Source organism: Mesorhizobium sp. M7A.F.Ce.TU.012.03.2.1 (genome assembly GCF_004006095.1).
Classification (GTDB): domain Bacteria; phylum Pseudomonadota; class Alphaproteobacteria; order Rhizobiales; family Rhizobiaceae; genus Mesorhizobium.
Window position 1 is genome coordinate 6,093,070 of sequence record NZ_CP034779.1, and the last position, 15,561, is coordinate 6,108,630.

The 15,561-nt window shown below is 62.5% G+C and carries 11 protein-coding genes; 3 read left to right on the plus strand and 8 right to left on the minus strand.

What is annotated here, in order from left to right; genetic code table 11:
• Window positions 1–181 precede the first annotated feature (181 nt).
• The 8 genes from EJ079_RS30300 to EJ079_RS30335 all read right to left on the minus strand — a co-directional run bounded on the left by EJ079_RS30300 (window position 182) and on the right by EJ079_RS30335 (window position 12,606).
• Complete coding sequence (locus EJ079_RS30300) at window positions 182–1,810, minus strand: alpha-D-glucose phosphate-specific phosphoglucomutase (RefSeq protein ID WP_127398063.1); 1,629 nt, start codon at window positions 1,808–1,810, stop codon at window positions 182–184.
• A gap of 3 nt (window positions 1,811–1,813) precedes the next feature.
• Window positions 1,814–3,259, minus strand: coding sequence for a glycogen synthase GlgA (glgA, locus tag EJ079_RS30305; protein ID WP_127327162.1), 1,446 nt, complete (start codon window positions 3,257–3,259; stop codon window positions 1,814–1,816).
• Window positions 3,260–3,262: 3 nt separating this feature from the next.
• Window positions 3,263–4,528 (minus strand): glucose-1-phosphate adenylyltransferase, encoded by a 1,266-nt coding sequence (gene glgC, locus EJ079_RS30310; RefSeq protein WP_127810959.1) that lies wholly within the window; start codon window positions 4,526–4,528, stop codon window positions 3,263–3,265.
• Window positions 4,529–4,563: 35 nt separating this feature from the next.
• Window positions 4,564–6,777: a 1,4-alpha-glucan branching protein GlgB gene (gene glgB / locus EJ079_RS30315; protein ID WP_127397875.1), complete on the minus strand. Its 2,214-nt coding sequence runs from the start codon at window positions 6,775–6,777 to the stop codon at window positions 4,564–4,566.
• 106 nt (window positions 6,778–6,883) lie between these two features.
• Complete coding sequence (locus tag EJ079_RS30320) at window positions 6,884–9,352, minus strand: glycogen/starch/alpha-glucan phosphorylase (protein ID WP_127810960.1); 2,469 nt, start codon at window positions 9,350–9,352, stop codon at window positions 6,884–6,886.
• A 234-nt stretch (window positions 9,353–9,586) separates the two neighbouring features.
• Complete coding sequence (locus tag EJ079_RS30325) at window positions 9,587–10,393, minus strand: ATP-binding cassette domain-containing protein (RefSeq protein ID WP_245481755.1); 807 nt, start codon at window positions 10,391–10,393, stop codon at window positions 9,587–9,589.
• The gene (locus tag EJ079_RS30330; RefSeq protein WP_127269995.1) at window positions 10,369–11,430 is read right to left on the minus strand and encodes an ABC transporter permease; all 1,062 of its coding nucleotides are present in this window, start codon (window positions 11,428–11,430) and stop codon (window positions 10,369–10,371) included. Before EJ079_RS30330 ends, EJ079_RS30325 begins: the two co-directional genes overlap by 25 nt.
• A 159-nt stretch (window positions 11,431–11,589) precedes the next feature.
• Entirely contained in the window at window positions 11,590–12,606 is a 1,017-nt protein-coding gene (locus EJ079_RS30335) for a sugar ABC transporter substrate-binding protein (protein ID WP_164874014.1), read from the minus strand.
• 227 nt (window positions 12,607–12,833) lie between these two features.
• On the opposite strand from EJ079_RS30335, the gene EJ079_RS30340 reads away from it, so the two are divergent.
• The 3 genes from EJ079_RS30340 to EJ079_RS30350 are packed head-to-tail and all read left to right on the plus strand — an operon-like array spanning window position 12,834 to window position 15,426.
• Complete coding sequence (locus EJ079_RS30340; RefSeq protein WP_127810961.1) at window positions 12,834–14,060, plus strand: ROK family transcriptional regulator; 1,227 nt, start codon at window positions 12,834–12,836, stop codon at window positions 14,058–14,060.
• On the plus strand, window positions 14,060–14,506 hold the full coding sequence (locus EJ079_RS30345) for an RbsD/FucU domain-containing protein (RefSeq protein WP_127396452.1): 447 nt from the start codon (window positions 14,060–14,062) through the stop codon (window positions 14,504–14,506). The genes EJ079_RS30340 and EJ079_RS30345 overlap by 1 nt, the downstream gene beginning before the upstream one ends.
• Window positions 14,503–15,426, plus strand: a complete 924-nt coding sequence (locus tag EJ079_RS30350) for a carbohydrate kinase (RefSeq protein ID WP_127810962.1) — start codon at window positions 14,503–14,505, stop codon at window positions 15,424–15,426. The genes EJ079_RS30345 and EJ079_RS30350 overlap by 4 nt, the downstream gene beginning before the upstream one ends.
• Window positions 15,427–15,561: the final 135 nt, after the last annotated feature.

Below are 15,561 nucleotides of genomic sequence, written 5' to 3' on the forward strand. Positions count from 1 at the left end.
AGAAGGTGTCGCCGAAGGCGACGGATGAGGGGTGTTCCAGCTTGGCAAGGACAGCGATCCTTCGCGCACCCCTCAATCGTCTCGGCGCTACGCGCCGATCCACCGCCCTGGGGCGAGCCACGGGTCTCGCCCCGTCCTTCGAACCCCACAAGGGGAGAAGGGAAAGCGCGAACCGCCACCCTCAAGTAATCACGCTTGGCTTGGGGCGGCCGGTATGGCTGTGAATCCCGGCAATATCATCGGCTGCGGCTATCAGATCGGCAAGGGCGGCCTGGGTGTCGAGGTCGTGCCTCGATTTGTCCGGCTCGTAACGTTCGATGTAGACGCGCAGCGTCGCGCCCGACGTGCCGGTGCCGGAGAGGCGGAAGACGACCCGCGAACCACCTTCGAACAGCACCCTGATGCCCTGATGCTCGCTGATCGAACCGTCGACCGGATCGCGATAGGCAAAATCGTCCGCGCTGGCGATTTTCATGCCGCGCACGCTGGTACCCGGCAGCGCGCCGAGCTTGGCGCGCAGTTCGTCGACCAATGCGTTGGCGCGGTCGCTCTCAACCTCTTCATAATCGTGCCGCGAATAGTAGTTGCGACCGTAGGTCGCCCAGTGCTCAGTGACGATCTGCTTGCAGCTTTCGCCGCGCGCGGCAAGGATGTTGAGCCACAAAAGCACCGCCCATAGGCCGTCCTTTTCGCGGACATGGTTGGAGCCGGTGCCCGCACTCTCCTCGCCGCAGATCGTCGCCATGTCGGCATCCAGCAGATTGCCGAAGAACTTCCAGCCGGTCGGCGTCTCATAGAGGGCGATGCCGAGTTTTTCAGCGACGCGGTCGGCAGCGCCACTGGTCGGCATCGAGCGGGCGATGCCCTTCAAACCGGCCTTGTAGCCGGGCGCCAGGCGGGCATTGGCGGCGAGCATGGCAACTGAATCCGACGGGGTAACGAAAATGCCCTTGCCGATGATCAGATTGCGGTCGCCGTCGCCATCCGAGGCAGCGCCGAAATCCGGCGCGTCCGGTCCCATCATCTCGTCATAGAGGTGCTTGGCATGGACGAGGTTCGGATCCGGGTGATGGCCGCCGAAATCCGGCAGCGGCTTGAAATTGCGGCAGGTGCCGTTGGGCGCGCCGAGCCGATTTTCCAGGATCTCCTTGGCGTAGGGGCCGGTCACCGCGTGCATGGCGTCGAAGCGCATGCGGAAGCCGGATTTGAACAGTTTGCGCAGGGCATCGAAATCGAACAGGCTTTCCATCAGTTCGGCATAGTCGGCGACCGGGTCGATGATCTCGACCGTCATGCCGGCGGCCTTGACCGTGCCTGTTGTGTCGATGTCGATCGGATCGATATCGGCGATCTTGAAGCTTGAGATCGTCTTGGTTTTCTCGAACATCGCGTCGGTCAGCTTTTCGGGCGCCGGGCCGCCATTGCCGGCATTGTACTTGATGCCGAAATCCTCATGCGGGCCGCCGGGATTATGGCTGGCCGACAGGATGATGCCGCCAAAGGTCTTGTACTTGCGGATGACATGCGAGGCGGCTGGCGTCGACAGGATGCCGCCCTGCCCGACCATCACCTTGCCGAAGCCGTTGGCGGCGGCCATGGCGATGGCCTTCTGGATGACCTCGCGATTGTAGAACCGGCCGTCACCGCCAATCACCAGGGTCTTGCCCTTGAAACCGTCAAGCGCGTCGAAGATCGACTGGATGAAATTCTCGGCATAGTGCTCCTGCTGAAAGACAGGCACCTTCTTGCGCAGGCCCGACGTGCCGGGCTTCTGGTCGGAATAAGGCTTGGTGGGGACGGTCCGTATCATGCTTCAGGCAACCCTTTTCGAAAGCAGCGAGCGATAGAGTTCGACATATTTTTCGGCGCTCTTGTCCCACGACACATCGGCCTTCATGCCCTGGCGCTGCAGCGATTCCCAGACCGTCGGACTGGCATGGGCGTCGACGAGGCGGCTAATGGCGTGCAGCAAGGCACCGCCATTGTTGGGCGCGAACTGGAAGCCGGTGGCGACACCGGCAGAGACGGCGGCCTCATTGGCGTCGATGACCGTATCGGCGAGGCCGCCGGTGCGCGCGACCACCGGCACGCAGCCATAGCGCAGGCCGTAAAGCTGCGTCAGCCCGCACGGTTCGAAGCGCGAGGGGATGACGATGGCGTCACAGCCACCCTGCATGATGTGCGACAGCCCCTCATCGTAGCCGACGACCACACCGATACGGCCGCGATGCCGGGCGGCAGCGGCAAGCAGCGCGCCTTCGAGACCGGCATCGCCCGATCCGAGGATGGCCAGCCGCGCGCCAGTGGCAACGATGCCGTCGATCACCAGCGCCAGTATGTCCATCCCCTTCTGCCAGGTCAGCCGGCTGACGACGCAGACGATCGGGCTGTCGTCACGCTCAAGGCTGAAGCGGTCCTCCACGGCAGTCCTGTTGGGCGCGCGCGCCTTCAGTGTGCTCGCCGTGTAGGGGGACACCAGATGCTTGTCGGTTTCCGGATCCCAGATGCCGGTATCGATGCCGTTGACGATGCCATAGAGATCGCTGGAGCGCATGTTGATGAGGCCGTCGAGACCCATGCCGAATTCCGCCGAGCGGATCTCCTGCGCGTAGGTCGGGCTGACCGTGGTGATCGCCCAGGCGGCCTGCAGGCCAGCCTTGAGGAAGCCGACACCACCATAATATTCGACGCCGTCGAGCGCCATCGCCGCCGCCGGCAAGCCGAGTTCACCGAAGATGCCGGCGCCGAACTGGCCCTGGAAGGCGAGATTGTGGACGGTCATCATCGAGGGAATGCCAACTGCCTTGCCGTAGCGCATGTAGGCCAGGGTCATCGCCGACTGCCAGTCATGGGCATGGACGATGTCGGGTTGGTAGCCCGAGATGGCGCCACCGGCGATGTCGCCGCCGACCTGGCTCAAGGCCGCGAAACGCCGCCAGTTGTCTGGCCAGTCCACGCCGGTGGCATTGCCGTAGGGACCGCCGGGACGGTCAAACAGATGCGGCGCATCGAGCACGAACAGTTCGAGCCCAGCGAGTTGGACTGAATGGACGGAGGCCTTGCCGCCCTGCAGCAAGGGATATTGCAGAACCGCCCGCTTCTTCTTGAAGGCGGCCATGACGGTCGGAAAGCCCGGGATGAGCGTGCGCACGGTCACGCCCTTGGCCGCCAAGGCGATGGGCAGCGCGCCGGTCACGTCGGCAAGCCCTCCGGTCTTGATCAGCGGAAAGATCTCGGGCGTGACCGACAGAACCTGCATGCGTTAGAGCCCTAACTTGTCGATCATGTCCTGCGTGACCAGGCAGATGCCCTTTTCGGAAACGCGGAAGCGCTTGGCGTCGAGAATAGGATCTTCGCCGACCACCAGCCCTTCCGGTATCCTAACACCATGGTCGATGACCACGCGCTTCAACTTTGCGTTCCGGCCGACATGAACGTCGGGCAGCATGACGACTTCTTCCAGCGTCGAATAGGAATTGATGCGCGCGCCGGTGAAGATCAGGCTTTTTTTCAGCGAAGCCCCCGAGACGATGCAATCGCCCGAGACAAGCGAAGACACAGCCGAACCGCGGCGGCCATCCTCGTCATGCACGAACTTTGCCGGCGGCTTCAATTCGGCATAAGTCCAGATCGGCCAGTCGCGGTCGTAGAGATCGAGCTCGGGCGTGATATCGGTCAGGTCGATATTGGCTTCCCAATAGGCGTCGACCGTTCCGACGTCGCGCCAGTAGGCCTCGTTCTCGGCGGTCGAGCGGACGCAGGATTTGGCGAAGCGATGCGCGATCGCCTTACCGTGCTGGACGATGTAGGGGATGATGTCCTTGCCGAAGTCGCGGCTCGAGCCCGGCTCGGCCGCATCGCGGCGCAATTGCTCCATCAGGAATTTGGTCTTGAAAACGTAAATGCCCATCGAGGCCAGGGCAAACTCCGGCTTGTCGGGAATGCCGGGCGGATCGGCAGGCTTTTCGACGAAGGCGATGATGTTGTCCTTGGCATCGACATGCATGACGCCGAAGCCGGTGGCTTCCATGCGCGGCACTTCGAGGCAGCCGACGGTGACATCGGCATTGGCATCGACATGCTGGCGAAGCATCATCTCGTAGTCCATCTTGTAGATGTGATCGCCGGCCAGGATGACCATGTATTCGGGCCCGTAGGCCTCGATGATGTCGATGTTCTGGTAGACGGCGTCGGCGGTGCCTTCATACCACTGCGTTTCCGAGACGCGCTGGCTGGCCGGCAGGATGTCGAAACTCTCGTTTCGTTCAGGGCGCAGGAAGTTCCAGCCGCGCTGCAGATGGCGGATCAGCGAATGCGCCTTGTACTGAGTGGCGACACCGAGGCGGCGAATGCCGGAATTGAGCGCGTTGGAAAGCGCGAAGTCGATGATGCGCGTCTTGCCGCCGAAATAGACGGCCGGCTTGGCACGCCGGTCGGTCAGTTCCTTGAGGCGGCTCCCACGGCCGCCGGCCAATACATAGGCCATGGCATCGCGCGCCAGCGGCTGGGTCCGTTTCAGGTCTGCCATTTCTACCCTCCCAAGTTACTCGATATCGACATGGCTCAGTCGGCAACGAGTTCAAGCATGATCGTCGACAGCGGCGGCAAAAGCATCGTCGCTGAGATGTTTCCTCCCTCCGCCCGCGCCTCGACCATGCCGCCATTGCCCTTGCCGGAACCGCCATATTCCGAAGCGTCGGTGTTGATGATCTCACGCCATTTGCCTGATGTCGGCAACGGCACGCGATAATTGTCACGCGGCACCGGCGTAAAATTGGAAATGACGGCCACCGGGCTGCCGCCCGGTGCACTGCGCAGCCAGGCAAAAACCGAATTCTGGCTGTCATCGACGATCAGCCAGGAAAACCCTTCCGGCTCACAATCACGGCCATGCAGTGCCGGGCGCGAACGGTAGAGATAGTTGAGATCGCGCACCGTCTGCCAGACGCCGCGATGCGGCCGGAATTCAAGCAGGTTCCAGTCGAGCGCGCGCGCCTCGCTCCATTCGCGGCGCTGCGCGAACTCCTGCCCCATGAAAAGCAGCTTCTTGCCGGGATAGCCCCACATGAAAGCGTAGTACGCGCGCAGCGTCGCAAACTTCTGCCAGTCGTCGCCGGCCATCTTGCCAAGCAGCGTGCCTTTGCCGTGCACAACCTCGTCGTGCGAGAGCGGCAGCACGAAATTCTCCGAAAAGGCGTAGGTCAGGCCGAAGGTGAGGTCGTTGTGGTGGTGTTTTCGGAAGATCGGTTCCTTGGAGAAATACTCCAGCGTGTCGTGCATGAAGCCCATATTCCACTTGAAGCCGAAGCCCAGCCCGCCTTCATGCACCGGTGCCGAGACCTTCGGCCAAGAGGTCGATTCCTCGGCGATGGTCATCACGCCCGGATGGTGGCCGTAGACCTCCTTGTTCATCTTCTGCAGGAAGCTGACCGCCTCGAGATTCTCGCGGCCGCCTTTCTCGTTGGGGATCCATTCGCCGGCCTTGCGCGAATAGTCGAGGTACAGCATCGAGGCGACCGCATCGACGCGAAGACCGTCGACATGGTATTTCTCGGCCCAGAACAACGCATTGTTGACCAGGAACGACACCACCTCGCGGCGGCCGAAATTGTAGATCGCGGTGTTCCAGTCGGGATGAAACCCCTTGCGCGGATCGGCATGTTCATAGAGCGCGGTGCCATCGAAATTGGCCAGGCCGTGCTCATCGACCGGGAAATGCGCGGGCACCCAGTCGAGAATAACGCCGACGCCGGCACGGTGGGCGCCGTCGACGAAGCGGGCAAAGCCGTCCGGATCGCCAAAGCGGGCCGATGGCGCGTAGAGGCCGGTCGTCTGGTAGCCCCAGGACGGGTCATACGGGTGTTCGGAGATCGGCATGAATTCGATATGGGTGAAGCCGGTCTCGACCACATAGGGGATCAGCCGGTCGGCCAGTTCGTCCCATGACAGGAACGTACCGTCGTCGCGAAGCTGCCAGGAGCCGGCATGGACCTCGTAGATCGAAATGGCTTCGCGCCGGTGATCGGCATTGCGCCAGAAATTGCGATGCGCCTCGTCGCCCCACTCATGCGCCGGCGGCACGGCCACGACCGAAGCGGTGGCCGGACGCAGTTCGGACTTTAAGGCGAACGGATCGGCCTTCAGCGGCAGCCTGACGCCGTCGGGGCCGATGATCTCGTATTTGTAGGGCCGGCCGGCACCGATATCGGGAATGAACACCTCCCAGATGCCGGTGTCGCGGCGATCCCGCATCGAGTGCCGGCGGCCGTCCCATTCGTTGAAATCGCCGACCACAGAGACACGCCGCGCATTGGGAGCCCAGACGGCGAAATGCACGCCCGTGGCGCCTTCGTGCTCGATGACATGGGCGCCGAGCTTGTCGAACAGCCTGAGATGCGATCCCTCGGCGATGTAGTAGTCGTCCATCGGCCCGAGCACCGGACCGAACGAATAGGGATCGGTCAGCCACCAGTCGCCGCCGGCATTGCGCGCGTGATAGCGAAGCGGTTGCCGCTTCTTGATCGAGAGCTTGCCTTCGAAAAAGCCGCCATCGTCGCGCCTGGACAATTCACCCGCGATGGTGCCGGTCAGCGTATAAGCGGTGACGAATTCGGCATTCGGAACAAAGCAGCGGGCCACAAAACCCTTCCCAGCCTCCTGAACACCGAGAATGGCAAACGGATCGCCATGCGTGCCGGCAACAATCGCCGCAACATCGCTGGCTGCCGCCAGTCCGTCCGGCCCGCTTGTCGCAGCGGTCGCGCGCGGCTTCTTCATCAGGCAGTGTCCCTCCCCAGGCACCGAGTGTTTGTTTCTAGTGGTGTGATCCGACTTTCAAGTCACACCACCGGGACCACACTGTTTGCGGCCTCATGCAATCACATCAGGCAGGCACGTTCCAGATTTCTTTCGCATATTGGCGGATCGTGCGATCGGAGGAGAACCAGCCGACACGCGCCACATTGCGGATTGCCCTGGCGTACCAGTCGGGACTGTTGCGCCAGACCGCATCGACCTCGCGCTGGGCGGTGGCATAGGCGTCGAAATCGGCGGCGACCATGAACCAGTCGCTGTTGTAGAGGCCGTTGACGAGGTCGCGGTAACGCTCCGGATCGTCCGGCGAAAAGACGCCCGACGAGACGGCAGCGACCGCTTGCGCGAGCTCAGATGATCCTTCGATGACGGCGCGCGGATCGTAACCGTTGTTGCGCCGCTCGGCGACCTCGGCGGTGGTCAGGCCGAAGATGAAGATGTTGTCGTCGCCGACGCATTCCTTGATCTCGACATTGGCACCGTCGAGCGTGCCGATGGTCAGCGCGCCGTTGAGCGCGAACTTCATGTTGCCGGTGCCCGACGCTTCCATGCCGGCAGTCGAGATCTGCTCGGAAAGGTCGGCCGCCGGCATCATGATCTCGGCCAGACTGACATTGTAATTCGGCACGAACACCACCTTCAGCAGACCGCGCACGGCCGGATCGCGGTTGATGACTTTTGCGACATCGTTGGCGAGTTTGATGATCAGCTTGGCATTGTGGTAGCTGGGCGCCGCCTTGCCGCCGAAGAATTTCACGCGCGGCATCCAGTCGCGCTCGGGGTGCGAGCGGATCTGGTCATAGAGGGCGATCGCCTCGAGAATGTTCAGAAGCTGGCGCTTGTATTCGTGGATGCGTTTGATCTGGATGTCGAAAAGCGCCGAAGGATCGACCTTGATGCCGAGCCGGTCGGCGACGAGGTTGGCCAATCGCGCCTTATTGGCGCGCTTGACGGCGGCGAACTTGTCGCGAAAGGCGGCGTCGCCGGCGAAACCGTCGAGATCCTTAATGGCGTCGATGTCATCGAGAAAACGGTCGCCGATCGCCTCACAGGCGAGCGACGTCAGTCCGGGATTGCATTGGATCAACCAGCGCCGCGGCGTGATGCCGTTGGTCTTGTTGTTGATACGATCGGGATAGAGCTTGTGCAGATCGGCGAACACCGTCTCCTTCATCAGGTCGGTGTGAAGAGCCGAAACGCCGTTGATGGAATGCGAGCCGACAAAGGCCAGATTGCCCATGCGCACCCGACGGTCGCCATTTTCCTGGATCAGCGAGATGCGGCCAATCTGCTCGTCCGAGAACTGGTTGGAAGCACGCGCCTCCAGAAGCACTTCAGCGTTGATGGCATAGACGATCTGCATGTGGCGCGGCAAAAGCCGCTCGAACAGCGGCACCGGCCAGCTTTCCAGCGCCTCGGGCAGCAGTGTGTGGTTGGTGTAGCCGAAGGTGCGCTGGGTGATATCCCAGGCCTGGTCGAAGTCCATGCCGTGGACGTCCATCAACAGGCGCATCAACTCCGCCACAGCGATGGCCGGATGAGTATCATTAAGATGGATCGCCGCCTTGTCGGGCAGCGACTTCAGGTCGCCATATTGGCTCAGATGGCGCTGCACGATGTCCTGCAGCGAGGCGGTAGAGAAGAAATACTCCTGCCGAAGCCGCAGTTCCTGCCCGGCCTTGTGGGAATCGGCGGGATAGAGCACGCGCGACAAGGCATCGGCCTTGTTGCTTTCGGCGAGCGCGCCGATGTGGTCGCCGGCATTGAATTTGTCGAGCAGGATCGGATCGATCGGCATGCCCGACCAGAGCCGCAGCGTGTTGACGCGATTGGCCCGCCAGCCGACGACGGGCGTGTCATAGGCGACGGCCAGCACATGCTCGGTCGGTTTCCAGACATGGCGTTCGAGGCGCCCGTCCTTGGAGGTGATCGATTCCACCGAACCGCCGAAACCAACCTCGAAGGAGCGTTCGCGACGTTCGAATTCCCACGGGTTACCGTGATCAAGCCAGGTCTCTGGCAGTTCGACCTGCCAGCCGTCGTGAATCTCCTGCCGGAACATGCCATTGGCATAGCGGATGCCGTAGCCATGCGCCGGAATGTCGACGGTCGCCATGCTTTCCATGAAGCAGGCCGCGAGCCGGCCGAGGCCGCCATTGCCGAGCGCCGCATCGGGCTCGAGTGCTGCAATCAAGTCGAGATCGACACCGAGAGAGGACAGCGCCTCGCGCATGTTGTCCATCAGGCCCAGATTGGAGAAGGCATCGCGCATCAGGCGGCCGATGAGGAATTCCAGCGACAGATAATAGACGCGCTTTTCCTTCTGGTCGTAAGCCTCTCTCGTCGCCTGCATCCAGTGATCGACGATCCGGTCGCGCACGACCTTGATCGAGGCGGTCAGCCAGTCGTACTGGGTCGCAACGGTGGTGTCCTTGCCGACCCTGTATTTGAGGGCAACCAAGACTTCACGTGCGAGTGTCTTTGGGTCAGGATTTTCGAGCAGTGGAGGAAGGGGTTCGGATGTCATCGCGCTCGTCATGATGCCTCTCGTGCGGTTGCCATGATCATACCGGCTTTCATCGCTCCTCCCAGCCCATGCTAGCTGATACCGCCATATATTCAATCGATTTAAACAGGTTCGATCCGGCTTGCCCCCTGCGGCAATTTGGCAATTCTGAAGGGTGACGCGCCAAGACGGCCCGCGCGCCGCGCTTCAAATCCCTGTTCCGTGCTTGCCGTTGTCGCCATGCGCCAGCCACTTGGGCGAGATGTATCAAGCCGCCAGCGCCTCCGGCGGGGCCTTGGCTCCTGTCATGAAGGCGACGGCGTCGGACATCGTATATTGCTTGGGGTCGATGACGGCGAGGCGACGGCCCAGCCGATGGATGTGAATGCGATCGGCCACTTCGAAGACATGCGGCATGTTATGCGAGATCAGCACGATCGGGAGGCCGCGCTTCTTGACGTCGAGGATCAACTCGAGCACGCGGCGGCTTTCCTTGACGCCAAGGGCGGCCGTCGGCTCGTCCATGATCACCACACGACTGCCAAAGGCGGCCGCACGCGCCACGGCAACGCCCTGCCTTTGGCCGCCCGAGAGCGTCTCCACAGCCTGGCTGATGTTCTGGATGGTCATCAGGCCAAGTTCGGTAAGCTTGTCGCGGGCGCGCTTTTCCATCGCCGGGCGATCGAGCATGCGAAGCCAATCGCCCAGAAAACCCGGTTTACGGATTTCGCGGCCAAGGAACATGTTGTCGGCGATTGACAGCGCCGGCGACAGCGCCAGGTTCTGGTAGACGGTCTCGATGCCGGCTTCGCGGGCCTCCATCGGCGATTTGAAGGAGACGGGTTTTCCTTCGAGCCGGATCTCGCCTTCATCGGGCACGGCAGCGCCGGAAATCGCCTTGATGAGCGACGATTTGCCGGCGCCATTGTCACCGATGACAGCAAGGATTTCGCCGGGGTAGAGGTCGAAGTCGGCGTTGTCGAGGGCGGTGACGCGGCCGTAGCGCTTGACCAGGCCACGCGCGGTAAGAATGGGTTCCTGGGTCATGGTCATGCCGAAACCTTTCTGATCCATTGGTCGACCGCCACGGCGCCGATGATCAGCACACCGGTGAGCAGCACCTTCCATTGCGGATCGGCGCCCAGCATGTTGAGGCCCATGGAGACGACGCCGACGATCATCGCGCCGAACAGCGTGCCCAGGATCGAGCCGCGTCCGCCGAACAGGGAAATACCGCCGATCACCGTCGCGGTGATCGCCTGGAGATTGTAGTCGGTGACGGCAGCCGACGGCGAGATCGAGCCGTTGCGGCCGATGGAGACCCAGGCAGCGAAAGCGGCGATCAGCCCGGCAAGGGTGTAGACCGTCATCAGCACCTTCTTGGTCTGGATGCCCGACAGCTTCGCCGCCTCCTGATCATCGCCAACGGCGTAGACATGGCGGCCCCATGCCGTGTGATTTAGCACGTACCAGAGGATCATCACGAGCACGACCGTGGCAATGACGCCGAGCGTCAGCACCGCCGTGCCGACCTTGAAGCTGATGGCAAAGAGATGCAGCAGCGGCGCCTGGGTGTCGACATCGGTGTCGCGGATCGTCTCGTTGGCCGAATAGATGAAGTTCGTGGCCATGACGATGTTCCAGGTGCCAAGCGTCACGATGAAGGGCGGCAGCTTCATGTAAGCGACAAGCACCCCGTTAAGCAGCCCGCATGCCGCGCCGGCGGCAAGCCCGATCGCCACGGCGAGCGCGCTCGGCATACCGTAGCTGACGGCGCAATTGCCCATGATCACCGCTGAAATCACCATGATCACGCCAATCGACAGGTCGATGCCCGCGGTCAGGATGACCAGCGTCTGCGCAGCACCCAGAATGCCGATAATGGCGATCTGCTGCAGGATAAGCGTCAGCGTGTAGGACGAAAAGAACCGGCCACCGATGGTGATGCCGAAAACGATGATCGCCAGAACCAGGACGATCAGCGGCACCGCGGCCGGCGTCGAATGCAGGAAATGCTGGATGCGCTTGACGGCCGATTTGTGCTCGTCAAAAGCAGCAACGCTGGTGTCGCTGCTCGAGAGAACCTTCTCGAATTCCTGAGCTTGAGCCATGTTTACTCCCCATAGGCTTCAGCCAAACGCCGACGCCAGTCCACGCCTTTCCGGTCTGCTGCCGGGATTGTTCGCGGTCACGCGAGCCATCGTCCACCCGAAGCGGCCGGGGATCAAGCCCCGACCGCCCAGGTTCGGTAGATGCCTGTCAGACCGGCATCAGCCCCAGCATTTGGCGAGGCCTTCCTTGGTGTCGATGGACTTCACGCCGGTGGCCGGCTTGTCGGTCACCAGGTTGACGCCGGTATCGAAGAAGTCCTTGCCTTCGGTCGGCTTCGGCTTGGTTCCGTCCTTGGCGAAAGCAGCGATCGCCTCGATGCCGAGTGCTGCCATCTGCAACGGATATTGCTGCGACGTCGCGCCGATGACACCTTCGGCCACCGACTTCACGCCGGGGCAGCCGCCGTCGACGGAAACGATCAACACCTGGCTTTCGAGGCCGACAGCCTTGAGCGCCTGATAGGCGCCGACAGCGGCCGGTTCGTTGATGGTGTGGATGACGTTGATGGTGTTGTCCTTCTGCAGAAGGTTCTCCATCGCCTTGCGGCCGCCCTCTTCGTTGCCATTGGTGACGTCGTGGCCGACGATGCGGGGATCGTCCTCATCGCCGATCTTGTTGGGATCCTTCACATCGATGCCGTAGCCCATCATGAAGCCCTGGTCGCGCAGCACGTCGACAGTCGGCTGCGAAGGCGTCAGGTCGAGGAAGCCGATCTTGGCGTCCTTGGCCTTGTCGCCGAGCGTGGCGGCTGCCCAGGAACCGATCAGCTTGCCGGCTTCGAGATTGTCCGTCGCAAAGGTCGCGTCGGCGGCGTCGATCGGATCGAGCGGCGTGTCGAGCGCGATCACCAGCAGGCCGGCATCGCGCGCCTTCTTCACGGTCGGCACGATGCCCTTGGTGTCGGATGCAGTGATCAGGATGCCCTTGGCGCCGTCGGCGATGCAGCTCTCGATCGCCGCGACCTGGCTCTCGCTGTCGCCGTCGATCTTGCCGGCGTAGGTCTTGAGGTCGACGCCGAGTTCCTTGGCCTTCGCCGTGGCGCCTTCCTTCATCTTGACGAAGAAGGGATTGGTGTCGGTCTTGGTGATCAGACAGGCACCGACACCGGCCGCGGATGCGGACGACGCAAACGCCACCAACCCCAGAGCCGCGGCGGCAAACACGGTCGATTTCAACAGTTTTGTATTGGTCACGATTTCCTCCCAGTGGAACCATTCCGATGCCGGCCAACCGGCACCTGCAGCGCATCCAACGAAATTCTCCCAGCGTGGACGCTGCCTCAACAGACACCAGGCCGAAGCTTCTGTCAATAATTAAATCACTCTTATTTATTATTGACAGCCTTGCTTCATTCACCCATTCTGGCCCAAAAGCATTGAGGGGAAACGACGGGAGGAACAGGGTGGAAACCGCCATTGCGAGGCACGGTTCGCCCGAGGTGAATGACAGCCTCATTCACCGCGGCACCAACCAGAGCGGCATGCGCGACCACAATGAGCGGTTGGTGCTCTCGTTGGTGCGCCAGCACGGCAGCCTGGCGAAATCCGACATCGCCCGCATGACCGGGCTTTCGGCGCAGACGGTTTCGGTCATCATGCGCGAGCTGGAGGAAGAAAGCCTTCTGCTGCGCCAGGCGCCGTTGCGCGGCAAGATCGGCCAACCCTCCATCCCGATGGCGCTCAATCCCGAAGGCGCTTTCTTCATCGGTCTCAAGATCGGCCGCCGCAGCGCCGAACTGGTGCTGATCGATTTCCTTGGCCATGTCCGTTCGATGCTGCAGCATTCCTATCGCTACCCGGCGCCGCGCGAGACAGTAGACTTCGTCAGCAACGGCATGCGGCAGATGCGCGGCGAGCTGACGCCTGCACAGGACAAGCGCATCGCCGGGCTCGGCATCGCCATGCCGTTCGAATTGTGGAACTGGGCCGATACCGCCGGCGCCCCGCGCGACGTCATGGACGAATGGCGCCACCGCGACATCAGGGCCGACATCCAGGCGCAATGCGATTTTCCGGTCTATTTGCAGAACGATGCGACTTCGGCCTGCGGCGCCGAGCTCGTCTTCGGCCAGGCGGGTGCCGCGCGTGACTTCGTCTATTTTTACATCGGCGCCTTTGCCGGCGGCGGAATCGTGCTGAATGGCCGGCTGTTTGGCGGCCCGACCGGCAATGCCGGCGCGCTGGGTTCGATGCCCGTACCCGGACCGGACGGCAAACCGGCCCAGCTGATCGACGTGGCGTCCATCGCCATGCTCGAAAAGGCGCTCAATGCGCGCGGCGTCGAGGCCTCGCATCTGTGGACATCGCCGGAAGACTGGGGCGAGATCGGCTCCGAACTCGACGACTGGATCGCCAGTGCCTCGCAAGCCCTTGCCTACGCCATCGTCGCCGCATCCTCGGTCATCGATTTCGAAGCGGCGGTGATCGACGGCTGGATGCCGAAGGCGGTGCGCCGCCGGCTGGTCGACGCCATCATCGCGGCAATCGCCACGATCGACGGCGAAGGCCTGAAGCTGCCCGCCGTTCGCGAGGGAACCGTCGGCATTCACGCCCGGGCGCTCGGCGGCGCCAGCCTGCCCCTTTCCGAACGCTTCCTGATCGGCTCGACGACGATTTCCAGGAGCGCCTGATGCTGATCGGAATCCCGGCGCTGCTCGGTCCGGAGCTTCTGGCCACGTTGCGTGCCATGGGCCATGGCGACGAAATCGCCCTTGTCGACGGAAACTATCCGGCCGAACAACAGGCCACCCGGCTGGTGCGAGCCGACGGGCACCATCTCATCCCGGTGCTCGACGCGATCTTGAGCGTGCTGCCGGTAGACGACGCCGTTCCAGAGGCGCTGTTTCGCGCCTCTGTCAAAGGCGATCCCTCGCTTGCCGATCCTGTCCACCATGAGATCGAGGCGATCTGCGCCAAACGCGCGCCGGACCGCAAGGTGGTTGCGCTGGCCGGCGCCGACTTCTATGCACGGGTCAAATCGGCGCATGCCATCGTCGCGACCAGCGAGCCGCGGCTCTACGCCAACATCATCATACGCAAGGGCGTGATCCATCCGCCGGAGACCAGGAAGCCATGATCCTCTGCTGCGGCGAAGCCCTGATCGACATGCTGCCGCGCACGACGACAGCGGGTGAGCCGGCCTTTGCGCCTTATGTCGGCGGCGCGGTGTTCAACACGGCGATCGCGCTTGGCCGGCTCGGCGCGCCGGCAGGCTTCTTTTCGGGCCTGTCGTCGGATCTGTTCGGCGGCCAGTTCCGGGATGCGCTGGGGGCAAGCAAGGTCAGCTCCACCTATGCGCACACCTCACCACGGCCAACGACGCTGGCCTTCGTCAAGCTCACCAACGGCCAGGCGACCTACACTTTCTATGACGAGAACACCGCCGGCCGCATGCTGACCGTCGACGACCTGCCGCAGCTTGGCAGCGAGATCGAAGCCATGCTGTTTGGTGCCATCAGCCTGATTTCGGAGCCCGCCGGCAGTGCCTATGAGGAGTTCATGCGGCGCGAGCATGAAAGTCGAGTGATGATGCTCGATCCCAACATCCGGCCGAACTTCATACCGGACAAGGCCAAGCACCTCAGGCGCATTCGCGCGATGATGGCGATGGCCGACATCGTGAAATTGTCGGACGAAGACCTGAACTGGTTCGGCGAAGCCGGCTCGCACGAGGATGTCATCCGCAACTGGCTGGACCGAGGCCCGAAGCTGATCGTCGTCACCCATGGCAGCGAAGGCGCCGTCGGCTATACCAGGGAACATGCCGTCACCGTCATGCCGGAAAAGGTCGAGGTGGTCGACACGGTCGGCGCCGGCGATACCTTCAACGCCGGCATCCTCGCCTCCTTGCATGAGCAGGGCCTGCTGACCAAGGCGGCGATTTCCGCCTTGTCGAAAGACGCCATCCACAAGGCGCTGGCGCTCGGCGCGAAGGCGGCGGCAGTGACCGTGTCGCGGGCCGGCGCCAATCCACCCTGGCGACATGAAATCGCCTGAGCAACGCTCAACATAAGTTGAGCCCAATCGATCACTTTATGTTTCGCAGGGCTCTTTTACAGGGCTATAAGGGCGGGATGGCGCCCGACGAAGCCCGGATTTCCGGCATCTGACTGACATTCGCCGGGAAATACT

What these genes read in the sequence shown, in the direction of transcription:
- EJ079_RS30300 (WP_127398063.1), bottom strand. Translation starts at nt 1,810, where the DNA reads ATGATACGGACCGTCCCCACCAAGCCTTATTCCGACCAGAAGCCCGGC.
- glgA (WP_127327162.1), bottom strand. Translation starts at nt 3,259, where the DNA reads ATGCAGGTTCTGTCGGTCACGCCCGAGATCTTTCCGCTGATCAAGACC.
- glgC (WP_127810959.1), bottom strand. Translation starts at nt 4,528, where the DNA reads ATGGCAGACCTGAAACGGACCCAGCCGCTGGCGCGCGATGCCATGGCC.
- glgB (WP_127397875.1), bottom strand. Translation starts at nt 6,777, where the DNA reads ATGAAGAAGCCGCGCGCGACCGCTGCGACAAGCGGGCCGGACGGACTG.
- EJ079_RS30320 (WP_127810960.1), bottom strand. Translation starts at nt 9,352, where the DNA reads ATGACGAGCGCGATGACATCCGAACCCCTTCCTCCACTGCTCGAAAAT.
- EJ079_RS30325 (WP_245481755.1), bottom strand. Translation starts at nt 10,393, where the DNA reads ATGGATCAGAAAGGTTTCGGCATGACCATGACCCAGGAACCCATTCTT.
- EJ079_RS30330 (WP_127269995.1), bottom strand. Translation starts at nt 11,430, where the DNA reads ATGGCTCAAGCTCAGGAATTCGAGAAGGTTCTCTCGAGCAGCGACACC.
- EJ079_RS30345 (WP_127396452.1), top strand. Translation starts at nt 14,060, where the DNA reads ATGCTGATCGGAATCCCGGCGCTGCTCGGTCCGGAGCTTCTGGCCACG.
- EJ079_RS30350 (WP_127810962.1), top strand. Translation starts at nt 14,503, where the DNA reads ATGATCCTCTGCTGCGGCGAAGCCCTGATCGACATGCTGCCGCGCACG.